Below are 25,291 nucleotides of genomic sequence, written 5' to 3'. Positions count from 1 at the left end.
TTGCATCAGTTGCATAGCCCGCCAGGGGTTTAAACCCCTGGCTCATAGCGAAAGTCCTCTGCAAGAGGACTAAATGCTGACCCAAAAAAGCGCTCTTCAGTCCACTTAAGTGGACAGTAGCTCTTAGCCGTGGACTTGATTCCACGGCGGGACAACAGCACAGGCGCAAAATCTCAATCAAAACTATCCCTAGCATAGTCAGCATCAAGTTTCTTGACCAGTTCAGATCAGTTCACTTTTTTCTGAACCGTTTTGCTCTGGAGAAATCCAGTTGACTCCAATAGGCTTGAATCATTAACACTCAAAGGTTCAGCTTATGACAGCCTTTCAACTCAGCCTTTTCCCAGACGAGCCACCCACTCCCCTCGACTCCCTTAACAAAAAGAGAAGGGTAAAACTCCCATCCCAACCAACTGTAATAGAGCAATCCTGCACAACCCATAGAGCCGCACAACTGTTGGAGGTATCCACCACAACTCTCTACCGCGCTCGGAAAGAAGGCAAACCTTACCAGAAGGGCGCTTGGACTGCCACCGCTATTGGTGCAAACGCTTGGACAGTCATCTACAACCCCCTTAATTCCCACTAACCCTAATCGGAGATAAAACTCATGCTATACGCCTTTGACTGTGACAATTCTTTGTCTTCATTTCCCCAATTCCAAAGCGGAGAAATCATCAACGAGTTAGAAACGATCGCGATCGATATTCTAGAGATAATTTTAGGCGATCGCTTCCGTTACTGTCCCCAAGTTCCCCTAGAAATCATCTGTTCTCGTCCAGAAACTTTCACCCGTCTTCCCATTGAACTTTGGAAATTTTGGGTTAGTTCCAGAGTCGATATCGCCTTGATGGAACGCGGTTATTGTGCTAGTCGCAAAGCCAAACTGGTGATAGAATGTCAATCTCATTGCCACGATCGCCCAGAGGTGCAGGTGCGCGATCGCAAAAAAGCCCGACTCCTTGCATCTGTTGGCGTTCCCTTAGTATACCTGCGACAAATCGATCGAGATCGACGCTTCTATCGTTTCTACACTCCCAATGGACAAAAAGAAGTCTTCTACAACTCAATTACCCAGCAAGGACGGACAGAACTGGAAGCATTTTTGCAACACTATTCAACACAGTTGACAGTTGACAGTTGACAGTTGACAGTTGACTCTTAGACTATAAATTTTCTGTGTAAGTCCTGTAATTAACACAGGACTTACAGACGGCATCTATCCAAATCGAAAATCAATAATCGACAATGGTATTACTCCCACTCGATCGTTCCCGGCGGCTTAGAAGTAATATCGTAAACCACCCGGTTCACCCCCTTAACCTCATTCACAATCCGATTCGAGATCAGTTCCAACAAATCGTAAGGAACCCGCGCCCAATCAGCCGTCATCCCGTCTTCACTCTTAATAAACCGCAGAACGATCGGGTAAGCATAAGTGCGCTGATCGCCCATCACCCCTACACTGCGAATCGGTAGCAAAACGGCAAAAGCTTGCCAAAGTTCGCCGTACAATCCGTGGCGGTTAATTTCTTGGCGAACAATGAAGTCAGCATCCCGCAAAATATTTAGTCTCTCTGCGGTAACTTCTCCTGTAATCCGAATCGCCAATCCCGGGCCCGGGAAAGGTTGTCGGTTCACGATTTCTTCCGGTAGCCCGATCGACCGGCCGACTTTTCGCACTTCATCCTTAAACAGTTTTCGCAGCGGTTCGATCAGCTTGAATCGCAAATCTTTCGGCAAACCCCCCACGTTGTGGTGGCTTTTAATTTTAACAGCAACTCGTTCGCCGCTTTTCGGGTCTGCATTAGTGTCAGCCGACTCAATCACATCAGGATAAAGAGTACCTTGTGCCAGGTAGTCGAAGGGGCCCAGACGCTTCGATTCTTCTTCAAATACGTTGATAAATTCGTGACCGATCCGCTTGCGTTTTACCTCCGGATCGGTAATCCCTTCAAGTTGAGCTAAAAAGCGTTCGCGAGCATTAACATACTCAACGTCAATGTGGAATTGCTCTTTAAATAATTTTACCAACCGTTCTGGTTCATACTTGCGCATAAACCCTTGGTCGATAAACATACAGGTAAGTTGGTCGCCGATCGCCTTGTGCAGCAAAAAAGCCAAAGTAGAAGAATCTACACCGCCGGATAAAGCCAGCAAAACTCGTTTATCCCCCACTTGCGCGCGAATTTCGCGAATCGATTGCTCCACAAAAGTAGCAGTCGTCCAAGTCGGTTCGCACTCGCAAATGTGGTAAACAAAATTGCGAATTAAAGCTATTCCCCCGATCGAGTGAACTACTTCTGGATGGAACTGAACGCCGTACAAATTTTTCTCGTGGTTAGCAACAGCAGCAGACGGAGTATTGTCCGTGTGAGCGAGGATCTCAAAACCCGACGGCAACTCAGAACAGGAGTCTCCGTGGCTCATCCACATCGTGCTGCCCTCTTCGACATTTGTCAGCAAATCCGTAGGATCGTCAATAAATAGCGATGCCTTGCCGTATTCGGCTAACTTAGCCCGCTCAACCGTTCCTCCGAGCTGCTTTACCATCAACTGCATCCCGTAACACACTCCCAACACCGGTATTCCCAAATTCCAAATTTCTGGGTCGCATTGGGGAGCTCTTTCATCGTATACAGAACTCGGGCCTCCTGACAGAATAATTCCTTTAGGATTGATAGCTTTTAACTGTTCTGCCGTAGTGCGGTAAGAAATAACTTCTGAATATACTTGAGTTTCGCGAATGCGGCGAGCAATCAGTTCGGAATATTGCGAACCGAAGTCGAGAATCACGATCGTCTGGCGATCTATCTGCTCCAGAAAAGAGTTTGTTAGGACTGATTCAGTTTCTATTTGAGTAGTCACGGTTATTGCGTAATTGCTAATTGCTAATTGGACCGAAAGTAGCGGAGGTATCTGTCGCCGTCTCATTGCAAGACTGAGGAAGGCGAGCAACCATTAGTCGCTAGGAATAAATCTTATTTATACTAGATTGCTGTCAGCGATGTTAGCCGATTAATAGAGTCGAGGGCAAGCATAGATTTAGTTCGATCCTTACCCTAATTAATTGAACTATTGCGTCAAAAAATTCGTCCCGAAGCAACCTAGTATAATTAAGGTCTAGGGACTAAGAATTATTAATTGTTAAATATTATCCCTGACCGATGTTTTAAACATAATTCAGGGATATTCACACTACATTAACAAATTTGGGTCAGAAATGTATCTCCTATGTCACTTTTAACAATAATTTTGCGATCGCGCCCGAACATCACCGAGCCCACGGGGATGCGCAAGTTAGTGTGAGTAAAAATGCAATCCGATGAGCGCAAGTCTATTTGTCGGGCGATGTCGCCGTAAATTCGATCGACCCAATTGCTGCCAGTTTGAGCGTCCAAAGCCCGCAATTGTCCGAGAGCATCTTCCGCCGTCGCTGCGGCAAAAATTTCCGAACACGCATCAGCGGGCATTCCAGCTTTAGCACAGTAAGCTGTGAGAATTTCCCTGCGCCCGTCAGCGAGGTGGTGGTGAGTGTGAAAAATTCCCGCCGCCAATTTCATCAGTTTCCCGTGATAGCCAAACAGCAAAATTGACTGCACGCCCTGACATCCTGCTTCTACAAGCAGCGGGCCCAGCCAGTTAGCGGTTTTGACGAGCCGATCGGGATTGATCCCCAATTGTCGCGCCAAATCCAAGCCGTTTTCGCCGATGCAGAATACTAAAGTGTCAAACAGTTCGGCTTTTTGTTGCAGTTGTTCGCGGTAAACTTCCAACTGTCCCGGGGCGCTCAGGGGTTGAGAAATGCCAGTGGTACCCAGCAGCGAAAGTCCTTCTACCACGCCGAAAGCTTCGTTAGAAGTGCGGGTGGCTAGTTGGCGCCCTGACGGCAGAATCAGGGTGACAGTAATTTTTTCGGACGGTGCGAGTTCTCGGCTCAGATTCGATCGCAGCAGCCGCATCGCGTAATCATAGATTGCCGCTCCTCCACCTGCTTTGTGATGTCCAATTCCCTCGCCGCCAACAATCTGTATTTGTTCCCCTTCTTCCCCTCTCCCCAATTCCACCATTGCCCAAACGGGGGTATTCCGAGTCAGATCGAGATTGTCCCCCGGATCGGAGCGAGTCACGCCCAAAGCGGTACCAGTTTTGAGCACAGATGCCTGCTCGATCGGAATTGCTGCGGTTATTGGGGGTTCCAGTAAATTCACTGATACACTATCTAAAGACTTAATACCATCACGCAAGCACCGCAAAGCTGCAAGTGCAGCAGCACAGGCAAATACTGGCAGTGTATACCCGGATAAAGGTTGAGTTTTGGTCACGCTCAAATTCAGAAATCCGTAAATTTGCCGGCGATCGACATCACGCCTTCGCAGTGATACCCCTCAAACATTTAAGTTTGATTCTAGGGTTTGCTATTATCATCAGTTAGCGTAAATTTTGTCAAGTCATTATTTTGTCCTGCCAGTTGCCGATCGCAGCCACAGTTTTCTTGAGGTGCGCTCGCCAACAACCGACTCCGAAGCCTTACGGGCACGTACGGGTGATTTCCCTAAACAACCAGGAATCTCGATCGCGAGCGCTGGGACTGACCAACTGATTCCAGGAATTAAGTACAATTACTGTAAACAGGTTCAAAAAAAAGATGGTTACAGCTATCTTGCACAGACGTTGCACCCTTTTTCCTCGCATCTACCCCGTCCTGAGTACAGGTATGGTGAGGGGTTCGCAGGAGGAGGAAAGATGAAGACCGCCACTACCTTCACGGCGTCAGTTGTTTCGGATTCAACCGCTCAACTAGATCCAGAAACCACCGCATCCAACACCATTGTTTTGCAACCCAAGGGCTGCCTCGGCGGCATCGCTGTCCTAGATTTCCAAACCAATTTGGAGCAAGCCTTAGAAACGGCTGCCCTTGGAGTTGTCGTGGATATGCAGCAAGTGGATGCTGTCGCCCCAGAGGCAATTGCCGCCCTGGCCCGAGGGCTGGAGTTAGCAGCTATACTCGGCAAGTCGATCGTCTTACATTCTATAGATTTAGCTAGCCGTAAAGGTTTGAGAGCCGAGTGGAGGATCTCGCGCGAAATTTGCTTTGGCCCTTGGGGGGACTTGTTTGAGGTGGAATTCGAGCAATTTTTGTCAGGCGAAAAGCTGCGATCGCTTCCTTGTTAAGCGCTAACACCTAATTTTGTACAATTAGCAAATTTATATCTCCCAAGCGGTTGATGTCCAAGCGATCGCTTGCCCTCTATATTAATAACCATTACCCGGAAGTGCCAGTCTAGCTTTCAAGCTAACATCTTGAAGGCGGGGCTGGTTTTATCTTAATAGGCTAGCTCAGCAATTCCTAGCAGAAATATTAAATTTTTTTGACACCTGCGCATGAAAAATAATTTAATGGCCGGCCAGCCTCAAACCCTTGCCCAACCAAGATTTTGCAATTAATTCTTTAATCTGCGATCTAAAATATAAAATTCTATGACTTATGGTTGAACCAGTTGCAGAGTTAAATCAACCTCTATCTTTCCAGACTCCAGAAATACTAGATAATCAAATATCTCAGCTCGTTCTACCTCCAAAAACAGCTCTCAAAATTTCTAAACAAGACATTCGCTCGACTCTCAAAGCCTCAATTCTGGACGGCGTTTTTGCCAGTGTCTTCGAGTCGGCGACCGCCGGCGTGCTGCTGAGCAACTTCTTGCTGCAACTCGGTGCCAGCAGCGTGGAAATAGGTATATTCTGTGCTATTCCGATGGTGGTAAATCTCCTGCAACCATTAGGAGCCTACATCGCAGACAGGACAACCAGTCGCTACTGCTACAACCTAGGGATATTCGGCGTGTCTCGCCTGCTGTGGCTGGTGCTGGCGGTGGCAATTGTTTGGGGCTCCCAGCACGCAGACTCCCACCAACTGCTGCTGTGGACGCTGGCAACCGTCCTAGCAGCTAGCGTGCTAGGAGCTTTTGCCAGTGCTAACTGGTTTAGTTGGCTCGCCGCCGTGGTTCCTCAACGTTTGCGGGGACGCTATTTTGGCTTTCGCAACAGTGCTACGAGCTTGATTAGTTTGCTGGGAGTGCCGCTCATGGGATTGTCCGTGTCAGCTTGGGGCGCCGATCCAATTTTGGGCTACGGTGTTGTTTTATTGGTGGGTGTTTTGGCAGGAATGATTAGTTTGGGGTGTCAATTCTTCATGGTTGATGTGAATCCGCAGGTATACAAACAATATGCAGAGAGCGATCGACTTACAGAGAAAAAAGAAAAGGAAATAACAGATTTTGTGCCTTCTGTGTTCAAAGATTCTAATTTCTTAATGTTTATTCTTTACTTCAGCATCTGGACATTTGCAGTTAATCTCAGCGCGCCTTTTTTTAATATCTACCTGCTGAAAGAATTAAGCTTGGATGTGAGTTTGGTAACGATTTACACCAGCTTGAGTTCCGGGGCAAATCTACTGCTGCTGATGTTTTGGGGCAAGTTGGCCGATCGCTTGGGAAATCGCCCGCTGCTAATTGCGGTGGGGCTGGTGGTGGCGATAACGCCTTTGCTGTGGTTGGGTACGGGCAATTACCCGTTTGCGGTTTGGGTGTGGCTGCCGCTGCTGCACTTGCTGGCGGGAACGACTTTAGGGGCGATCGTCTTGTGCACTAACAATATTCAAATGGAGATAGCGTCGATCGAGCAACCTTCGACTTATTTTGCGATCGCCGCAGCAGTTTCGGGATTAGCTGGGGCTTTGGGAACTACAGCCGGCGGCTTTCTAGCCCAACTTCCCGGCATGAGTTTGGGAGCACTCTTTGCCCTCTCGGCTGCTGTGCGATTGGTAGGCTTGCTGCCTTTGATTTTGGTGCGAGAACCCCGCAGCCAGTCGCTGCGGTCGATCGTCCCTACTTTTGGACGCTTCAAATTAAACCGGGGCTAGAAAATTTTCGCACAAATTTATCGATCGAGAAACTTGAAAAGCCCACAGATTGTTAAAAACTTCAAGCACATCGCAGAAAATCTGAGAGTCGCTGCAACAAATTTTCATCCAAAACACAGTCCAAACCTGCTATGCGTGTGGCCAATACGTCACCATTATCTTGCAGATAACTGACAACTCGATCGGATATAGCTGTTCTCAAAACTGACCAGGCAGAGCGTAAATGTGTTTAAATGTTTGTTAGCTATGGCATCAGATCGTTACTCCTGTTAGGAGAATCAAGCATTTTCCCCGAACCAAAGCTACTATTTCACACTCTAAATTTTTTACTTTTTAAGAGAATCGAGCCTTTTCCCAGAACCAAAGCTACTATTTCACTCTGTAAACATTTTAATTTAAGAAATATAAATAAAATTAACATTTTAATACAGCAAACTAGACTATAGGGTGTTTTGGGACTAATATCCTGAGAATCGAAATAGCTAAAGATTGCCCAGCCACATAACAATTTCAAGCCAAAAATTAGCAGGGAGCGCCTGACGCGACAGAAAAACGCGAATTGGCAATTCTCTTGTAACCGATTACCAATGACAGCTCGCTATCAAATTTCCGATTCAAAGAGAGAATGTAAATATGAAACGTCTGATCGTTTGCTGTGATGGAACTTGGAACAAACTAGATACTGAGTGCCCAACTAATGTGCTTAAGCTTGCCCAGGCAGTGACACGAACAGCTAGTGACGGGGTTCCGCAGATCGTGTTTTATGACGAGGGAATTGGAGTCGACAGTAACAAGATTGTGGGCGGAGTCACTGGGCTGGGAATCGATAAAAATATACAAGATGCCTATCGTTTTCTTTCTCTCAACTACGATCGCGGTGACGAAATCTATCTATTCGGGTTCAGTCGCGGTGCTTACACAGTCAGGAGTCTAGCGGGGATGATCTATTGCTCCGGTCTCCTATCCCGCCGTTATATTACCAAGGCATCAGAAGCTTACGAGCTTTACCGTGACCGAGGCCTTAAACCAAATGATGACAAAGCAAAGAGTTTCCGCAAAGATTACGGCAAAGATAACGGCGATCGCGTCCCGATCACCTTGCTTGGTTGTTTCGACACCGTTGGAGCCCTTGGTATTCCTCTTGTACCGGCCTTGAAGAAGTTTGAGGGACAGATCAAAACAAGGTACAAGTTCCACGACACCACTTTAAATAAGGATATTGATAATGCGTTGCACGCCGTTGCGATCGACGAAATTCGCGAAGTCTTTGATGTTACCCTGATGAAGAAAAATCCTGATGCCCCGAACCAGAAGCTTCGTCAAGTTTGGTTTCCAGGCGAGCATGGCTGCATCGGCGGTGGAACGCCAGCATACCGCGGGTTATCAGATGCTGTCTTGAAGTGGATGTTGGATCAAATCAGTGACTATGAATTGAAACTGGAATTCGAGCCAGAGGCCATTGAGGATATCAAGCCTGATTATAAGGTTCCATTTAAAAACGATCCTGGGTTCTTCAAATGGGCAGGAATCAAGTTGCGCGAGGTGAGGGAGAGCATTGACGATCTTCATGAAAGCGCGATCGAGCGTTTTCAAAGTGTAGACATCCCGTACCACCCCAAGAATCTAGAACCGCTTTTATTATCTAATAAACCCTTAAAACTAATTGCAGAGGATAAAGAAGACTCGATCAAGAACCCGGCAGAATTGAGGCTTGGCAATCAATCGAATCTACAAGAACCAAAAGGAAAAACCATATCGAATCTACAACAACCCAAACGAGAAACAATTATGCCTTCAAAAAGAGACACCTCAAGAGACGGGCAGAAAAACAAAATCGAGACTTTGCTTTTAACTAACTTCAAGCCACTTTGGAAATTCATTCAAAGCAACGAGGGGCTTAGCAAAAAAGTGAACAAAACTCTGATTAACAATGCCGTCTTAAAAATTCCAACTCGCCCCTATGCGTTTAGTACCATGTCTCCCTACACCTCTTGGGAGTCATTAAACGATCGCTCTTATTCGGGACTTCATCTACCGCCTACTGATTGGAAGCCTTTAACAAATAAAAGCTACGTAGGGGTTAATTTAAGCCCCACAGAGAATTTTGAAAAGAATCTCCCGCCTATTAAGGATTTGGAGGTTTTGTACCGCAAAAAAGGAGGGAAGACGAAATATTCGGCCAAATCCTCTCTTATGTTCCCCTATTTCGTGCAATGGTTTACCGACAGTTTCCTGCGAACAGATCGACTGGATCACCGCAAAAATAGCTCCAACCACCACATCGATCTGTGTAACGTCTATGGGTTGAACGCAAATATTACTAAGCTGCTGAGATCTCATCAAGGAGGCAAGCTAAAGAGCCAAATTCTCAATGGCGAAGAATATCCTCCTTTTTACTATGATGAGAACGGACAGCCTAAGGAAGAATTCAAAGGAATTCCCCATCAAATAGTCGGTGAATACGACGAAAAGAAATCGGATAAACTACCCTCTGAAAAGAGACAAAAATTATTTGCAATGGGGATAGAGTTAGAGCGGGTCAATGTGCAAATTGGCTATGTAATGCTCAACGTTCTTAGCTTAAGAGAACACAATCGCGTATGCGACCTCTTGGCAAAAAATTATCCAACTTGGGATGATGAACGTCTTTTCCAAACCGCCAGAAATATCGTGATGGCAGAGTTTCTGAAAATTGTGCTTGAGGATTATATCAACCACCTTACTCCCTATCACTTCCAATTCTTCACCGATCCCCCAGCGTTTATTGATGAAAAATGGTATCGCAACAATTGGATGATGGTAGAATTTACTTTAGTTTATCGTTGGCATAGTATGCTGCCCGATAAGCTAATCCATGAGGGGAAGGAAATGTCTATGCCCGAGTCGATGTGGAACAATGATATGATCATTAACAAGGGTTTGGGAGCTATATTTGAAGAAACTTGTTCCCAACCAGCAGCGCAATTGGGTTTATTCAATACGCCTGATTTCCTAATTCCAACTGAGACAGCGAGCATTCGTGCAGGTCGTGCAGCCAAATTAAGAAGCTACAACGATTACCGCGAACTGTGCAAGTATCCACGGGTGACCGATTTCAATCAAATTAGTGGCGATGAAGATGTCCAAAAAGAATTGAAACGATTGTACGGTCACGTAGACAACATTGAATTGTATGTGGGACTCTACGCAGAAGATTTGCGGCCAAATTCAGCCTTACCTCCTTTAGTCGGACGACTGATAGGAATTGATGCCTTTTCTGAAGCTTTCACCAATCCTCTATTAGCCGAAAATGTCTTCAATCCAGAAACTTTTTCACCAGTAGGTTGGGAAGAGATTATGAATACCAAGACCCTCTCCCAGGTGCTGAACCGTAATGTTCCTCGCGGTAAAGAGTACAAAGTTTCTTTTTATAATGAGGGTTGGAAACCATCTAAATGAGCTGACAGAACACGAGGGGAGTGGGGTTACAAATTGTAAATTGTACGCCTTTCTTTCAAATGTATAACTCTAGTTCAAAAAGAGCCGACAGTCGCAGTGGTGAGTTGTTCGGGGTTTAGAGGATTACCCAATGAACCGCGAACAACTTAAACCTGAGAACCCTCGACATCCCGTTAAAATTCAGGTAAATTAGAACGGGAAAATGCCAACCATTATCGCCACAATCAGCTTTTAAAAGGTTATTTATGAGCAAGAAGCTATTTACCGAATATCCCGAACAGGACGAACGCAAATACTACGATATTTTGGTTGAGCAGGCCAAGCTTCGGATGGATAATCTTTACGGGGATAAGGAGCGGGCGCTGCGAGATACTCACGCCAAAACTCATGCGTGCGTTAAAGGAACTCTGGAAATTTTTGACTTCGATGAGGAAGAGATTAAACGGGAATTGGGCAAACGCGCTTCGTTAACTTCTTCGCAACTCAATGCTATTTCCCTTAAGCAAGGTTTGCTAGCAAAACCCAAAGAATATCCTGTTTGGTTGCGATTTGCTAACGGGGCTACCAAAGTATACCCTGATTACCAAAAAGATTCCCGCTCAATGTCAGTGAAAGTGATGGGGGTGGAAGGGGAACGACTCGCGCAAAGCCACGAGTCAAAAACCCAGGACATCATTGTTCACAATTCAGAGATATTTGTGAGCCAAACCATCAAAGACTACTACGGCTTTTTTTCTGCTCTGGTTGAATCACCAGAGACATTGAAAAAGTGGCTAATGCGACATCCCAGACACTTTCTAGCGGTCTCGACGCTTACGGGTAGCCGGACTCCGAAGAGTTTGCTAACAGCCAAATATTGGAGCGGTTCACCCTCTGCTTTGGGTCTCAATCCCGATTTCGATCCCTCCCAGCCTGGTCTAGTTCCTGTCGAATATCCTGCTGTAATTAAGTATGGGTTTACTCCGGTTTCATGCAAACCACCGCACGAGATAATTCCACAACAATCTCGACCGGGAATTCCTAAATTTCCCTTTGTCGATCGCGCTAAAGCCTTGGGTTTAGATCCCAATCAACCAGACAATTATTACCGGGATGACCTAATTAAAGCCCTGGCGAAACCTGATGCCCAATATTGGTGGGATTTTGGCATCCAGTTCCAAACCAGCCTAAAAATGCCGATCGACGATGGCATCAATGTCTGGAAGGAACAGGAATCACCCTTCTTGACAGTAGGTCGTCTCATCGTCAAGCATCAAATTATTGATTATGAAAAACAATCTGATTTCAACGAAAACCTGAGATATTCTCCCTGGAACGGCTTAGCAGTTCATCGTCCAGTAGGTGCGATCAATCGGATACGCGGTGTTGTTTACCCTGTTGTAGCGAACTATCGCCTTCAAAAGCGAGGTCTTGTCCACCAAGAACCAACAGGAGAAGAAACTTTTTAAGGGAATAATTTGAGGCTGGGACATCATTTAATGCCATCAGGCAGGTCTCGTCTGAGCAAATGGCAACTCAAAGAAGTTAACAAGCGAAACCTTCAAAAAATCCCATCCCTTTTTAGGGGGTGGGAGTGTTGAAAATTATTAATTCTTAGTCCTCAGTCCTTAGTCCTCATTATTCAGTAGCAATTAATCAATAACTGGGTTCGTACCCAATTATTAATTATTCTGCTAGCAACCAACTGATGACTAATGACCAACGACTGATGACTAATAACTTAAGCTTGCCGTGAGTAGTATTCCACCACTAACAGTTCGTTAATCTGAAGAGCAATCCACTCGCGTTCGATAACGCCGTTAACTTTGCCAATCAGTTTTTGCTTATCAAATTCCAAGTGATTCGGCAAGTGAGCCAAGCCTGGGTCTTTGAGATTAGCTTCTACCATTGTGCGCGAGCGCTCTCTATTTTTCACCGCAACCACATCACCAGGCTTGCACTGATAGCTGGCTATATTGACTTCACGGTCATTGACAGTTATGTGACCGTGATTTACCAATTGTCTAGCGGACGGAATGGTTGGAGCCATTCCCATCCGAAACACAGTATTGTCCAAGCGCATTTCCAAAAATTGCAGTAACACTTGACCTGTGGAGCCCGTGACACGGCGGGCTTTGCGGACGTAACGGAGCAGTTGGCGTTCCGTCACACCGTAATTGAAACGGAGTTTTTGCTTTTCTTGCAAGCGAACCGCATACTCAGAGAGCTTTTTGCGGTTTTGACCGTGCTGTCCAGGCGGATAATCTCGTCTGGGGGTTTTGCGGGTTAGACCCGGCAACTCTTTCAGGCGACGGACGATTCTCAATCGGGGGCCTCGATATCGAGACATTTATTTTCCTCTCTAATATCTGTATGCAATTTTATGCAGACTCTATATTATATGTTGGTAACGATCAAAATTCCAACAAAGATCGATAAAAAAACGATCGACCGCAGGGCGATCCATCATGTGCGGTAAATTCTGAAGGAAAAGCCGATCGCTCGATCGCCCCAATCAGCCAAAAAAACTCACTATTCGATCTGCCATGCACAATCGCAATTTTTCCCGCACTTCTTCCCCAAAGCCAGCACCGACAGGCTCAAGCCCTACCGGGCGCTGGATATTGGCTCTCGGCACGCAGCTAGCAGCACTCGGTTTGTTGGCCAGTGCACTGCCAATCTCGCCAGCATCAGCCATCACTATTAGAATCCCTCGCAATAGGAATCCCTATCGCGTCTGCGCCCTGGAACTAATCGAAGCCGGAGTGGGCGCCGAGGCAGCCGCCTCCGCTTGTGCTGACGCCCTCCGCCCCCGCGACATATCTAAATGCGCTCTCCAAATCAACCGCAAAACCAATATTTCTGGTGTCGAAGCGCTCTCAAGCTGTCGGCGGGTGAGGCGTCCCGCCGAATTGGCTACTTGCGTAGTGAATATTAACGGCAAAACTCGAACTCAACCTGCGGCTCCCCTGTTAGTGCTCGATGGGTGTCGCCGCAGTTTATTGCCACAACAGTTTGCTGAATGCGTAGTCGGTTTGAGCGGCAGGCTCGACTTTCCCACTGACAGGTTAATCGCCACTTGTCTCGACCCGAGGGACACAGTGAGCTTGGACGGGCGTCCTGCACCTACTCCTCCTTTGGAGCTAATTTCACCGCCTTCGCTGCCCAATTAATCACTGTTGACTGTTAACTGTTGACTGTTAACTGTTGACTGTTGACTGTTGACTGTTAACTGTTAACTGACTAATGACTAATGACTACTTTTTTATAATCAAATGTCAGAAATTTTTGCTCAAATTACAGTCGAAGAATTAGGTCGCCAATTAGCAGAAACCAATGCTGAGAAATTGCAGCTTGTAGACGTGCGGGAACCTCACGAAATTGAACTCGCGGCGCTGCCGGGATTTGTAGCTTTTCCGTTGAGCGAGTTTGCCGAATGGTCTGGTGAAATTGACGCTAGACTCGATCGCGACAAAGAAACCCTAGTTCTGTGCCATCACGGAGTGCGATCGGCTCAAATGTGCCACTGGCTAGCCGAGCGAGGATTTACCAACGTTAAAAATATCGTTGGCGGTATCGATGCTTACTCAATGGTGGTCGATCGAAGCGTTCCCCGCTATTAACCTCAAATCCAGTTCTGAACTATCGTTTTCTTCAGAGTCCGCGCGGGCGGACTTTGTATGTGTAGAAACGAATTATATTCCCCCGGGATTAGCTAATTAACAGCAGCAAATCGAAAATTTAAAAGCTTACTCATAGTGAGCCGATCGCGCCCCTGCCTTTTCGAGTGATAAAGAGCCTCATCAGCCGCCAGTACCAGCGTTGCTGCATCATTTTCCTGCCCCGGAACAACGCTGGCAATTCCCAAACTAATCGTTACCACAGAATTAGGCAGACCGTCAAATTTATCCGGGTTAAAAAAAATATTCAAATCTTTAACTTTCACTCTAATGTGTTCGGCAACAAGCAGAGCGCTCGCCGCATCAGTTTGAGGTAAAATCACAGCAAATTCCTCGCCCCCGTAGCGAGCCGCTACATCAGCAGAACGCTGGAGCGCTCGGCGAATTGTCTGAGCTACCTCTCGCAAACAATCATCTCCAGCTTGATGTCCGTAGGTATCATTATATATTTTGAAAAAATCGATGTCGCACATAATCAAAGATATCGGCGACCCATCGCGAGCCATCTGTTTCCATTCCGCTCGCAAGCAACTGTCAAAATGCCGTCTGTTGCCAATTTGAGTAAGTTCGTCCACATTCACCAAAGCTAGCAGCCTTTCATTTTCTTGCTGCAACTCCTCCCAACCAACAGTCGAAAAACAGTCCTCGCACAAATTTTGCTCTTGAAAATACAGGCGATATAATTTGCAAGATAAGCTACAGTTATTTCCCTCTAATTTGACAAGTCCCATGCTGTTTAACTGATAGGCGATAAAAGGTTCGATGTGAACGCTATTTTTAGCACCGACAACCTGTTGGAAGGCGGATGCCAGTGCCGGCTGCTGTTGAATAGCGATCGACTGATTTTGCAAGTAGTCGCTATAAATTCCGCTGTGAGTAGGAGCTGCTGTTAACAGTTCTGCCAACTCGGCTCGCCCCAGTTCCTCCCCAGGCTCATCCCGATCGCCCGACAGGCGATTTTGCAGCAAAATTGCCAGGTGATAGAGCGCTAAATGCACTAAATAAGGATGCCCGCCTACCATGTTCATTAATTGCTCGATCGGATAGCTATCGCTCCAGTTCAGTCCGTATCTGCGCGCCAAATCTTGGACTTGTTCAGGAGTGAATTCTGAGAGTTTAATCGGCAGTCCTATATTAAATGGAGATTGATTAAGACTCAAAGCAATATAAATTTCTGTCGAGTGAATGACGACGATGCGGAGTTTTTGCCAACTTAGAATGTGTCGAGATTGTTCGTACCAAGAACGCAGCAGTGGCAGAAATTCTTGAGCAATATTGGCGCGTTCAAATACTAGGTTTACTTCGTTGAGCACCAAGACAACCGGACTGTCAATTTGTTCGAGCAAATAGTTCTCAAAATAAAGAGTGCAGCTTACCTTGCTGCCCATATCTTCATCCCAGAATTCATCGAGATTTGGTTCGAGTTTGAGTTGCCGAGCGACATTGACACAAAGCCAGCGCAAAAACTTATCTAAACTACCAAAAACCGCAGCGTCGGCTTGCTGAAAGTCTACATTTACTGTGCGGTATTCACGCTCGGCTGCCGCGTGAATTATGCGCAGCATCAGCGAACTTTTGCCCATTTTTCTGGGACCTTTAATGCGAATCAGGCTCCCTGGCTTGCTAATTTCTGCGCAAGCTCGGGCTTCGGCGGGCGATCGATCGATATAAAATGGAGAGTCAATCGGTATGGGGCCGCCGGGAAATTCTAGGTCTGCAACCGTTTGGATTAAGTTCGGTGATTTTTGGATTCCTGCCATAGTCCTTCCGCGAGGCGATACGCTGACTGTATCTTACCTTTGTCAGCTTAGGGGGGTAGACTAGCGGTGTGTCCAAGCTCGATCGAGAATCCTACAAAATCTAAGTTTTTAACGACTTCCCACGACTGACTTTGCTATAGTAGTGTGACTTTACCCAATCTCAAACCCTGCTTCAACACTTCTGCAGACCGACAAAAATTCGACGGCGGCCCAGACGCCATGATTCTTGGCCATTACCTGAAAAATAATTCGTCGGTTCTCGATGTCGCGCAGGCTTCGCCCCCATCAAAGGAGGAACAATCATTGTCACGTCGCTACCTGTTTACCTCTGAATCCGTCACTGAAGGCCATCCCGATAAAATCTGCGATCAAATTTCAGATACGATTTTAGACGCCTTACTGACTGAAGACCCCAAAAGCCGCGTCGCAGCCGAAGTAGTCGTCAACACCGGCTTGATGCTGCTGACGGGCGAAATTACCACTAAAGCTCAGGTAAATTACATAGAATTAGCCCGGAAAAAAATAGCCGATATTGGCTATATCCACGCTGACAACGGCTTTTCTGCCAATAGTTGCTCAGTCTTGGTAGCTCTTGATTCTCAGTCTCCCGATATTGCTCAAGGGGTGAATACAGCCCACGAAAGCCGGGAACAATCGAGTGAAGAGGAATTAGACGCCATTGGAGCCGGCGACCAAGGCTTGATGTTCGGCTTTGCTTGCAACGAAACGCCGGAAATGATGCCTCTGCCGATCAGTTTAGCGCACCGGATTTGCCGTCAACTGGCAGCAGTCCGCAAAACCGGTCAGTTATCTTACCTGCGTCCCGACGGCAAAAGCCAAGTTACGGTGATTTACGAGGACGGCAAACCCGTTGGCATAGATACGATTTTAATTTCTACCCAGCACACCGAAACGATCGGCGACCTCACAGAAACAGCCGAAGTTCAAGCCAAGATCAAACAAGACCTTTGGGCTGCTGTCGTCCAACCCGTGTTTGCCGATATTAGCGTGAAGCCGGATGCAGAAACTCGCTTCCTTGTCAACCCCACCGGCAAATTTGTGGTCGGCGGGCCTCAAGGGGATTCCGGTTTGACGGGCCGCAAAATTATTGTGGATACCTACGGCGGCTATTCCCGTCACGGCGGCGGCGCTTTTTCTGGGAAAGACCCCACCAAGGTAGACCGCAGCGCGGCTTATGCTTGTCGCTACGTTGCTAAAAATATCGTGGCGGCTGGTTTGGCTCAAAAGTGCGAAGTGCAGTTGAGTTATGCGATCGGCGTTGCGCGGCCTGTTAGCATGATGATCGAAACTTTTGGCACTGGAAAAGTTGATGACGATCGCCTTTTGGAAGTTGTGAAGCAACATTTTGAACTGCGTCCTGCGGGAATCATTCAGGCATTTAACTTGCAGAATTTGCCTGCTGAAAGAGGCGGCCGTTTCTATCAAGATGTAGCAGCTTACGGTCACTTCGGACGCACTGATTTAGATTTGCCTTGGGAGGAAACTGATAAGGCGGAACTCTTGAAAGAAGCTTTGAGCCAGAAGCTTTCGGGAGTAGCTGGATAGTACAATTTTGGGGTGCGCACTGCGCACCTTATCCATAATAATATCGGGTGCTACGAATAAAGGTAGGGTGTGCACCGCGCACCTTATCTATAAATAATATCGGGTGTGTACCGCGCACCTTATCTATAAATAATATCGGGTGCTACAAATTAATAACGTAGCGTGCGCACCGCGCACCTTACAACAAAAATAGAATAAATAAATGCCATTTTTTACACCTTTCCAATTAGCAATTCGCAGTTTTGCTTCTTCGATCCAACAGCGGTTGGCGACGACTGGATTTTCTGCACCAAATCCAGCAACGCTGCCAAGTTCGTTTGCGACTAACAATCCTGGTGGAATTCGCGGCGTTTGGATACCCACCACTGACTGCAAAGTTCTCACATCAAAAGAGCGAACTGCTGAGGCAATGGACTTTCTCGCCGATACGGGATTTAATACCGTTTTTCCTATAATTTGGAGCCAGGGTTATACGGCTTATCCTTCTCAAATTATGCGAGAAAACTTTGGGGTGGAAATTGACTCGCGCTATCAAGGTCGCGACCCCTTAGCAGAAATATGCGTTGAGGCAAAAAGAGTTGGTTTAAAAGTAATTCCTTGTTTTGAATACGGATTTGTGAGTTCTTACAATCGCAAGGGCGGTCATTTGCTGGCGAAAAAACCAGAGTGGGCCGCCCGTGATTCCAGCGGCAATTTACTTAAGAAAAATAACTTTGACTGGATGAATTCTCTTGACCCGGAAGTGCAAAACTTTGTGCTGGGGTTGATGCTGGAAGTTGCTAAGAATTATCCGGTAAACGGCGTTCAAGGAGACGATCGCATTGCGTTTCCCGTAGAAGGCGGTTACGACGAAAAAACGGTTAAACGCTATCGAGAAGAGTGCGGTAAAGCAGCGCCGTCGAATTGTAAAGACAAACATTGGCTGCAATGGCGCGCTGATATTATTACTAAGTTTGTGGCTCGTTTACACCGAGAAGTAAAAGCTATTAATCCTGATTTGTTGCTGTCGATGTCGCCGAGTCCTTATGAGTGGGGACTGGAAGAATATTTGCAAGATTCTAAAGCTTGGGTTGACCAAAACTTGGTCGATTTGCTTCACCCGCAGTTTTATCGCCGCGATTTTAACGCTTACAAACAATTGGTAGATAAACTGATCGAGAGACAGCTTAGCGGGCAGCAAGTAAAGTGCGTGTCGCCCGGGATTTTGTTGACGAATCGAGGCAGCAAATATAGCATAACTCCCGAGCTGTTGTTGCAAGTAATTGCTTACAACCGCTCTCGCGGCATTCAAGGAGAAGTGATGTTTTTTTACGAAGGTTTGCGAGATAACGATAACGCTTTGGCTGAGGTTTTGAAAAAAGGGCCCTATGCTCGTTGAGGAATTGTCCCGGAATCAAGCTGTTTCCGGTTGGCTGCGGTCAACCGCGCCGATCGCTATTTCAAGCCAACGAGCTATAAAATGATATAGCAGAGTTAGGCTATCTAACAACCCAGCGAGGCCAAGCAGCAAGCGCTACTAATTGTCAAGCCGATCGCCCAAAAAAACCCGATAATTAATAATTGGGCAGTTGCAAAAATAGTGGCATAAGACATATTTTAGAAGTGGTGCAAGCTTTTTTGAGAAGTAGCGTTTTGTAGACGCTATATTATTTTTTATACACACAATTTAAAATAGCAATCTCAAGCGCTCGCTAAAATATTAGGTAAATCAATGAACGCCGCAGCAACCCTCATCCAACAGCTACCCGATCTCAGCGATGCTCAATTCAATCAAAAATATTTGAAACAAAAAGAAGGGATGCGCACCTTGGCGACAATATTGCCCCAAGTAGAAGAGCAAAGTCTGGCTTTGCGGGCAGTAAAATTAGCCCTAAAAGTAAATTTAAAACTCGGCTCGAAGCTAGCAGGAACGGTAAAGCCAGAATTTCAAACATCCACAATAAAATTAATCCAAAAAATCCCAACTTCGCCGCTGCTCAAAATTAAACTGCTGGCCCTAACAAGTTCGGATCGGGCAATTCCGATGCTGGTGGCAACATTGAACCACAAAGAAAGTGCAGTGCGCCTTCATGGCATTCGGGCGATCGGGAAAATCGGCTCCGAAGCAGCAGTAATTGAATTAGCCCGATCGCTCGAATCCGAAGATTCCCAAGTGCAAGCTTGGGCGGCTTGGGCTTTAGGAGAAATCAACTCAAAACCAGCAGCCTCCGCACTGCTCAAAGCCCTCAACCACAAAGCCTCCGGGGTGCGCGTCTGGGCTGTTTGGGCTTTGGGCAAAATTAACCCGAAAACAGCCGTCCCCGCGCTGCTCAAAGCCCTCAAACACCAAGACTCCGAGGTGCGCTGGCGGGCGGCGGTCAACTGCGGGAAAATCGGCGTCTCTGAGGTAGTTCCCGGGCTAATAAACGCCCTCAGAGACTCGAATCACATCGTCCGCGCTAGGGCCGCGACGGCTTTGGGGAAAATCGGCAATTGTGAGGCAGTACCCAGCTTAGTAGAATTGCTCCACGACGATCCCGACTCCTATGCAGTTTCTTTGAGGGCCGCCGAGGCCTTGGGACAAATCGGCACGGAAACGGCTGTGGCCGGCCTGCTGGAAGCCCTCAACCATGACGACTCAGACGTGCGCGGCAGTGCAGTTTCTGCTTTGGGGGAAATCAGCAGCGAGGTGGCTGTGGTGGCGGTAATGCGATCGCTCTCGGATCGAGACATTTTCGTGCGCGGCAGGGCGGCGGTTGCCCTGGGGAACCTCAGTACAGCCGGAGATGCTAACTTGCAAAAAATGGTGACAGCGGGACTGGCGATCGCAATTGGCGACAGCGAATCTTATGTCCGGTGGAGGGTTGCTGCTGCTTTGGGGGAAATTGGGACAGAGGAAGCTGTGGCAGGTTTGGTGCGGCTGCTGGGGGACGAAACCTCTGGAGTGCGTCACAATGCTGTTAAATCCCTCGGTCAAATTGGCTCAACGGCGGCTATTTTGGCTCTGGAAACAGCTTTAAATCGCGAATTTGCTGACGTTCGCGCGCTGGCTGCCCAATACTTGGCCGATGTCAGCAATGAGGCAGAAACAGTTGATTTTGAACCATCAGTTGCCGCAGATTTATCGGATCGAAAATTGCCGAAAATCCTGATTGCTTCGCAAGCAGAAGCCAGCGAATACAGTGTCGATCGCGCTGTGGGGCGCGAGATCGAATACCTGATCTCGATCGGCAGTCCGGGCGTAGCAGATCCCAGAAATTTTCACAAAGTCCCGAACCGACTGCGGCTGGAATTTAACGACCTCGACACCCCCGTTGACGACCCCGATCAAATCTTGCCTACCCTTGAGGATGTACTGAAAATTATTGACTTCGCCGTCAAAATGTCGTCGCAGGGAGGCAGTTTGCTCATCTGCTGCCAAAGTGGAATCAGCCGTTCAACTGCCACAGCTTTGATTGTTTGTGCTGCGCTGTTGGGTCGCGGCAAAGAACGGGAAGCTTGGGCCGTTGTGCTCGCCGCCAGACCCCAAGCCAAGCCGAACCGCTGGATGGTGCACTTGGCGGATGAAGCTTTGGGTAGAGACGGTAAGCTAGCACTGGCGATCGAATTGACCGCTGCCACTCCAGAACTCGCAATTGCCAACAGTTGACTCGCAGAAACCGGGTTTCTTTTCGTAAGCCCTACAGTTATACTCTACTAACGAGACTTCACCTCAGACTTGTCTTTGCGGGGCAACGGTGCCAAAAGCCGATCGCCAGGGTGCAAAAGTTCGATCGGCTGCTGCATTTGTGACATTCTGTGCTACAAAGTCGTCGGATGCTCAACAAAAACCGTCAAGCAATCGTCGCATTGCTGGCAGCAAAACTCCAAAGCTGAGGAATCGGGTGCATTGTCAACAGACAATATCAGGTTGGGGGAGCTCACAGGCAAAACGCATCAGACAGAAGTTTCTGGCTGTAACGTTCCACGCGCAGATAATTCACTGCCGGGATAAATTTTTATTTATTTTGCCTGCTGCAGACTTTTACGAGTTGAAAAAGTAATTTGGCAACAGCCATCAACAGCCTAATTATCTATTAGACATCAACCGAATTTAAGTTTCTCCTCTGACTCGACAAGAGTTTTAGATACTTTTTCGCCGAGGTCTACTAGAAAATAGACAAGCTTTTCCGTTTGGAGAATTTAAGAGCGTGGTAAATTTTAACAGAATACAGCGGTTGCATATGTCAAAAATTAACTTGCTCAAAAAAACAGGGAACGAAGCAAGTCTATCGGTTGCCGTTTGCGAAGGCAAAGGCGAAGTAGATTCCGACTTAGAACCATTTAATCAGCAGGAAAAACCTGTAGGAACGCCAAAGGTTAAGCCAAAAAATAGCAATGTATGTAAACAGATGCCGCTCTTTATTTCCGGACAAGCGGCTTCTGTAGAAACCGCGATCGAAAAAACATCCAGCCAGGATTTTGTACAAAAATCATCCTTAAAAATCAGCAAAAGTTGGCCATCTAAAATTGGCAGTTTGCCGATCCATCAAAAAATTGGTGGCGGGTATTTGCTGGCAATAGGAATCGGCTTTATTGGCTCCCTGAGTGGACTGGTAATCGCCGACTACTACCAAGGACAAGGAGTAAACCAACTCAATGATGCTCACCTGCAAGCCCAATTGGTGGGCAATTTTAAAGATGCAGCGCTGGCGGCGCAATTGCAGGGAGCACAGCTAGATTCTTTTGTAGACAATTCCGCCCAACTACAACTGCAAAAAGAGCAGTTGGTCGCGAGTGTTACTAAAGCAAAAAACCTGCGCTTGCGCATAGAAAAGTTTGCCGACAGCCAACCCGCTTGGCTGGCAGCAAAGCCGGAAGTTCTCAAAACTGTACTGCAAGAGTGCACGGATAATTTAGAATCCTACGCCGATAATCTTCAGTCAACTTTGCAGCAAATCCAGCAATCGCAACTGTCGCCTCTGGAGATAGAGTCGGCCCGAAAATTGTTGGCAACAGAAAGCGGAGAAGGTGTCAAACAGCTCAACAAAAGCCTTGAGGAATTGAGCAAAATCCTCGAAATTGCCCAGCAGCAAGAGGGGCAAGGGGGTGAAGTGATGGAAGACGCCCAAGGAATGGAAAAAGCCATAATTATTGTTAGTATGCTGCTGTCGGTAGTGGTGGCGGGAATTGTGGCTTGTCGCACCAGTCGGGCGATCGCCCAACCTGTTATCAGCGTTACTCAGGTGGCCCAACAAGTAGCCGCCGAGTCTAATTTTGACTTGCGAGTCCCCGTCACGGCACAAGGCGAAATAGGCTGTCTGGCTGTCTCTCTCAATCACTTAATTGAGCGAGTTTCGGAACATACAAAAGAATTGAAAAAAGCTAAGGAAGCAGCCGTTACCGCTAACACTGCTAAAAGCCAGTTTTTAGCAAATATGAGCCACGAATTGCGGACGCCTTTAAATGCGATTATCGGCTACAGTCAACTACTTTCAGAAGATGCTCAGGATGCGGGATGTGATGAGTTTGTACCCGACTTGAACAGGATTCAGAAGGCGGGTACGCACCTGCTATCTTTGATTAACGATATCCTCGATTTGTCAAAAATTGAAGCCGGGAGGATGAAACTCGAAATCGATGAATTTGACATCGAATCCCTGGTTGACAATGTTGCGGGTGCTGCGAAACCGTTGGTAGAGAAAAATGGCAATGTTTTAGACATAGAGTGCGATCGAACTGCGGGTATCATGCACGCAGATTTCAAAAAAGTGCAGCAGGTTTTGATGCACCTGCTGAGTAATGCTGCTAAGTTCACCAAAAACGGCAGGGTGAAACTGACTGTCAGGCGGATTGAAGGAATCGGCAAATTGAATGCAGCAGGGCGATCGGCGATTGACAATTCAATGCCTGCCGATGAAACTCCTTCTGCGGCGATCGCTTGTCCCTTGCTGAATGTTCAAGAATCGGATTGGATTTGTTTATCTGTTAAGGATACCGGAATTGGAATGTCGGAGGAACAACAGCACAAATTGTTTGAAGCTTTTGTGCAAGCTGACTGTTCAACAACGCGACCTTACGACGGCGCGGGATTGGGGCTGACACTCAGCCGCTACTACTGTCACATGATGGGTGGCGAGATTTTGGTAGAAAGTGAAGAGGGAAAAGGGTCTATTTTCACTGTGCGGATACCAGCAGGAAACGGGTAATAAGTAGGTCAACCTCATTAAACGTAAGACGCGATCGCTGTTAGATACCCGACTTCTTTAATCAGTCGGGTATCTGGGTATAATGATATAGCTGGGATATTTAGTCTCGATTCCAAAATCGTTTAGACTTTTCCTCACTATGTAACTCATCTAATATATCTTTAATTTCAGGCCAGCCATCTGAAAATTTATAAAAATCTTTTTCTAGTGGACGGACAGGCCAACTTTCATAGGATTGAGCATCATCTGCTTTAGAAATAATCTTCATAATTGCCAATAAAATTTCTGTACCCAACTTTTGAGCTATCTCTTCAGCTTGAAAAATTTCTTTATCATCTGATATAAAACTCCCGTGCAAAAGCTCATTTCTAACTTTAATAAACAGAGGAATATCTTCGCTATCCATATCCATGTATTTTTTACCTTCAATATTTAAGTCGTTCACAAAGAATCGGATGACTTTTGAAAGGGCTGGTGTCGTGCTATCACTGGAAGATTGAATATTTTTAAGCTTCTTGCCAAGCTTTTTATGTTCAGATAGAAGTGGATTATTTTGTGAACATCCATCTCTTAGCTTTGAAAGTCCGTCTATTTCCCACAACCAGTAGGAATAAAAGTATTCGATTGCAGAACATGCTGCCATAAGTTTTAATTCGACAGTAGATTCGTAAACTGTTATTTTTAAATGTCCTATTCCCCTGCTAAGTTGCTTACTTAAAGGACAACATTCTAGGAATGAAGTGACATTATCTAGAAAATGAATACCTTGAGTAGGCCAAGATTGGCTAATTCTTGGTATTCTTCGTCTCTCCCAAATAGGAATTATCTGACCGTAAATGTATTTATTTTGAGAGCACATTGAATAATCATAATAGATTGGCAATATTTCACGATCGCAGACAATACTGAGAAAAGCACAAACATCATTAAGAACATTTTCTAAGTGTCTAGCCAAAGAAACTTCAATTTCTTGAGCTTCCTGGATCATCAAATTATTTATACCCTGATTATTTAAGGGGATTCTAATATCTATAAAACTAAGCTTGTATAGAGTTTCTATATTTTTTCTATATAATAAGATATCGTGGTCTTTATGAGTAATATACTTCTTCCCGCACTTGACTTCATAACCTGAGTTTAAGGCACAATACAAACTTTGCTTCTCTGCTATGGTATCGGCATCTATGTTTAGTGGTCTGGGCGTATTTTGAAACTCTGTAATAAAATAATGGTCTACTGATGAAAATTCATCATTTAAGTAAGCCCTCAATTGAAAAAAATCGTCTGAGTTTTCTTCAAAATGAAAATTATTAGGTAATCCCAAATAAGTTATAAACTTGACTACATTAAACTTTGTTACCCCATCATTATCATTAATATTAAAAAGTGGCATAGAATAACCCATTAGTAATATGCTACCTTTGATAACAAGAATTTGCTGTAGCTCATCGTGCATTTGCCTAGCTATTTGCAAACGATCATCCTCAGCAATACTTTTCCAAATTAGCTTGACATCTATCTCAACTTCTATGAATATGAGACGCAAGCTAATCGTTATCAATTGAACAGTATCTTTAACTAACAGTGTGGCATCACCTTGATAGGTCCAGTTTCCCGGAAAACCACCTATCCATCCTGGATGAGTCATAGAGGTATTTTAACTTTTGCAGAGCATTAATAATACCGCATATTTGGTTTTTTGTCAAACAAATCAAAAAAAATTTAGGAGTTTCTAGTATCTATGATTTGCGGTATAGTGTCCTTTATCGTTCTAGATTA

Annotated in this window: 17 protein-coding genes; 12 read left to right on the top strand and 5 right to left on the bottom strand. The window is 46.2% G+C overall.

Annotated elements, in window-relative coordinates; genetic code table 11:
- The first annotated feature begins 316 nt into the window (after positions 1–316).
- Positions 317–589, top strand: a complete 273-nt coding sequence (locus QUA20_RS13020) for a hypothetical protein (protein ID WP_333189229.1) — start codon at positions 317–319, stop codon at positions 587–589.
- A 21-nt stretch (positions 590–610) separates the two neighbouring features.
- On the top strand, positions 611–1,144 hold the full coding sequence (locus QUA20_RS13015) for a DUF2726 domain-containing protein (protein ID WP_333189228.1): 534 nt from the start codon (positions 611–613) through the stop codon (positions 1,142–1,144).
- A gap of 110 nt (positions 1,145–1,254) precedes the next feature.
- Here QUA20_RS13015 and guaA read toward each other — a convergent pair whose 3' ends face one another.
- Together guaA and cbiD are read right to left on the bottom strand one after the other, a co-directional pair.
- Entirely contained in the window at positions 1,255–2,868 is a 1,614-nt protein-coding gene (gene guaA / locus QUA20_RS13010; protein WP_333189227.1) for a glutamine-hydrolyzing GMP synthase, read from the bottom strand.
- A 335-nt stretch (positions 2,869–3,203) separates the two neighbouring features.
- Positions 3,204–4,325 carry a cobalt-precorrin-5B (C(1))-methyltransferase CbiD gene (gene cbiD / locus QUA20_RS13005; RefSeq protein WP_333189254.1) on the bottom strand — a complete coding sequence of 374 codons (1,122 nt, stop codon included), beginning with the start codon at positions 4,323–4,325 and terminating at the stop codon, positions 3,204–3,206.
- Positions 4,326–4,746: 421 nt separating this feature from the next.
- Between cbiD and QUA20_RS13000 the strand changes: the two genes are divergently transcribed.
- From QUA20_RS13000 to QUA20_RS12985, 4 genes are all read left to right on the top strand, one after another.
- Complete coding sequence (locus QUA20_RS13000; RefSeq protein WP_333189226.1) at positions 4,747–5,175, top strand: hypothetical protein; 429 nt, start codon at positions 4,747–4,749, stop codon at positions 5,173–5,175.
- Positions 5,176–5,488: 313 nt separating this feature from the next.
- Positions 5,489–6,922, top strand: a complete 1,434-nt coding sequence (locus QUA20_RS12995) for an MFS transporter (protein WP_333189225.1) — start codon at positions 5,489–5,491, stop codon at positions 6,920–6,922.
- 633 nt (positions 6,923–7,555) lie between these two features.
- The gene (locus QUA20_RS12990) at positions 7,556–10,360 is read left to right on the top strand and encodes a phospholipase effector Tle1 domain-containing protein (RefSeq protein WP_333189224.1); all 2,805 of its coding nucleotides are present in this window, start codon (positions 7,556–7,558) and stop codon (positions 10,358–10,360) included.
- 245 nt (positions 10,361–10,605) lie between these two features.
- Positions 10,606–11,808: a catalase gene (locus tag QUA20_RS12985; protein ID WP_333189223.1), complete on the top strand. Its 1,203-nt coding sequence runs from the start codon at positions 10,606–10,608 to the stop codon at positions 11,806–11,808.
- A 272-nt stretch (positions 11,809–12,080) separates the two neighbouring features.
- Here the strand turns inward: QUA20_RS12985 and rpsD are convergent, their stop codons facing one another.
- The gene (gene rpsD, locus QUA20_RS12980) at positions 12,081–12,689 is read right to left on the bottom strand and encodes a 30S ribosomal protein S4 (RefSeq protein WP_193975783.1); all 609 of its coding nucleotides are present in this window, start codon (positions 12,687–12,689) and stop codon (positions 12,081–12,083) included.
- Between the two features lie 196 nt (positions 12,690–12,885).
- On the opposite strand from rpsD, the gene QUA20_RS12975 reads away from it, so the two are divergent.
- Positions 12,886–13,512 carry a hypothetical protein gene (locus QUA20_RS12975; RefSeq protein WP_333189222.1) on the top strand — a complete coding sequence of 209 codons (627 nt, stop codon included), beginning with the start codon at positions 12,886–12,888 and terminating at the stop codon, positions 13,510–13,512.
- Between the two features lie 102 nt (positions 13,513–13,614).
- Complete coding sequence (locus tag QUA20_RS12970; protein ID WP_172190739.1) at positions 13,615–13,962, top strand: rhodanese-like domain-containing protein; 348 nt, start codon at positions 13,615–13,617, stop codon at positions 13,960–13,962.
- A gap of 92 nt (positions 13,963–14,054) precedes the next feature.
- Here the strand turns inward: QUA20_RS12970 and QUA20_RS12965 are convergent, their stop codons facing one another.
- Positions 14,055–15,779, bottom strand: coding sequence for an AAA-like domain-containing protein (locus tag QUA20_RS12965; protein WP_333189220.1), 1,725 nt, complete (start codon positions 15,777–15,779; stop codon positions 14,055–14,057).
- Positions 15,780–16,082: 303 nt separating this feature from the next.
- Between QUA20_RS12965 and metK the strand changes: the two genes are divergently transcribed.
- The 4 genes from metK (at position 16,083) to QUA20_RS12945 (ending at position 23,512) form a co-directional block, all read left to right on the top strand.
- Positions 16,083–17,345, top strand: coding sequence for a methionine adenosyltransferase (gene metK / locus QUA20_RS12960; RefSeq protein ID WP_172190749.1), 1,263 nt, complete (start codon positions 16,083–16,085; stop codon positions 17,343–17,345).
- 202 nt (positions 17,346–17,547) lie between these two features.
- Positions 17,548–18,723, top strand: coding sequence for a family 10 glycosylhydrolase (locus tag QUA20_RS12955; protein ID WP_333189219.1), 1,176 nt, complete (start codon positions 17,548–17,550; stop codon positions 18,721–18,723).
- 333 nt (positions 18,724–19,056) lie between these two features.
- The gene (locus QUA20_RS12950; protein ID WP_333189218.1) at positions 19,057–20,973 is read left to right on the top strand and encodes a HEAT repeat domain-containing protein; all 1,917 of its coding nucleotides are present in this window, start codon (positions 19,057–19,059) and stop codon (positions 20,971–20,973) included.
- Between the two features lie 574 nt (positions 20,974–21,547).
- Entirely contained in the window at positions 21,548–23,512 is a 1,965-nt protein-coding gene (locus QUA20_RS12945) for a HAMP domain-containing sensor histidine kinase (RefSeq protein WP_333189217.1), read from the top strand.
- A 100-nt stretch (positions 23,513–23,612) separates the two neighbouring features.
- On the opposite strand, the gene QUA20_RS12940 is transcribed toward QUA20_RS12945, so the two are convergent.
- The gene (locus QUA20_RS12940; RefSeq protein ID WP_333189216.1) at positions 23,613–25,160 is read right to left on the bottom strand and encodes a hypothetical protein; all 1,548 of its coding nucleotides are present in this window, start codon (positions 25,158–25,160) and stop codon (positions 23,613–23,615) included.
- Between the last annotated feature and the right edge of the window lie 131 nt (positions 25,161–25,291).

The sequence above is a fragment of the Microcoleus sp. Pol7_A1 genome (assembly GCF_036701085.1).
Lineage (GTDB): Bacteria > Cyanobacteriota > Cyanobacteriia > Cyanobacteriales > Microcoleaceae > Microcoleus > Microcoleus asticus.
The sequence above is the reverse complement of the archived record's forward strand: the minus strand, read 5'-3'. Positions and strand labels throughout refer to the sequence as shown.

What these genes read in the sequence shown, in the direction of transcription:
- QUA20_RS13020 (WP_333189229.1), top strand. Translation starts at nt 317, where the DNA reads ATGACAGCCTTTCAACTCAGCCTTTTCCCAGACGAGCCACCCACTCCC.
- QUA20_RS13015 (WP_333189228.1), top strand. Translation starts at nt 611, where the DNA reads ATGCTATACGCCTTTGACTGTGACAATTCTTTGTCTTCATTTCCCCAA.
- QUA20_RS13000 (WP_333189226.1), top strand. Translation starts at nt 4,747, where the DNA reads ATGAAGACCGCCACTACCTTCACGGCGTCAGTTGTTTCGGATTCAACC.
- QUA20_RS12995 (WP_333189225.1), top strand. Translation starts at nt 5,489, where the DNA reads ATGGTTGAACCAGTTGCAGAGTTAAATCAACCTCTATCTTTCCAGACT.
- QUA20_RS12990 (WP_333189224.1), top strand. Translation starts at nt 7,556, where the DNA reads ATGAAACGTCTGATCGTTTGCTGTGATGGAACTTGGAACAAACTAGAT.
- QUA20_RS12985 (WP_333189223.1), top strand. Translation starts at nt 10,606, where the DNA reads ATGAGCAAGAAGCTATTTACCGAATATCCCGAACAGGACGAACGCAAA.
- rpsD (WP_193975783.1), bottom strand. Translation starts at nt 12,689, where the DNA reads ATGTCTCGATATCGAGGCCCCCGATTGAGAATCGTCCGTCGCCTGAAA.
- QUA20_RS12975 (WP_333189222.1), top strand. Translation starts at nt 12,886, where the DNA reads ATGCACAATCGCAATTTTTCCCGCACTTCTTCCCCAAAGCCAGCACCG.
- QUA20_RS12970 (WP_172190739.1), top strand. Translation starts at nt 13,615, where the DNA reads ATGTCAGAAATTTTTGCTCAAATTACAGTCGAAGAATTAGGTCGCCAA.
- QUA20_RS12965 (WP_333189220.1), bottom strand. Translation starts at nt 15,779, where the DNA reads ATGGCAGGAATCCAAAAATCACCGAACTTAATCCAAACGGTTGCAGAC.
- QUA20_RS12955 (WP_333189219.1), top strand. Translation starts at nt 17,548, where the DNA reads ATGCCATTTTTTACACCTTTCCAATTAGCAATTCGCAGTTTTGCTTCT.
- QUA20_RS12950 (WP_333189218.1), top strand. Translation starts at nt 19,057, where the DNA reads ATGAACGCCGCAGCAACCCTCATCCAACAGCTACCCGATCTCAGCGAT.
- QUA20_RS12945 (WP_333189217.1), top strand. Translation starts at nt 21,548, where the DNA reads ATGTCAAAAATTAACTTGCTCAAAAAAACAGGGAACGAAGCAAGTCTA.
- QUA20_RS12940 (WP_333189216.1), bottom strand. Translation starts at nt 25,160, where the DNA reads ATGACTCATCCAGGATGGATAGGTGGTTTTCCGGGAAACTGGACCTAT.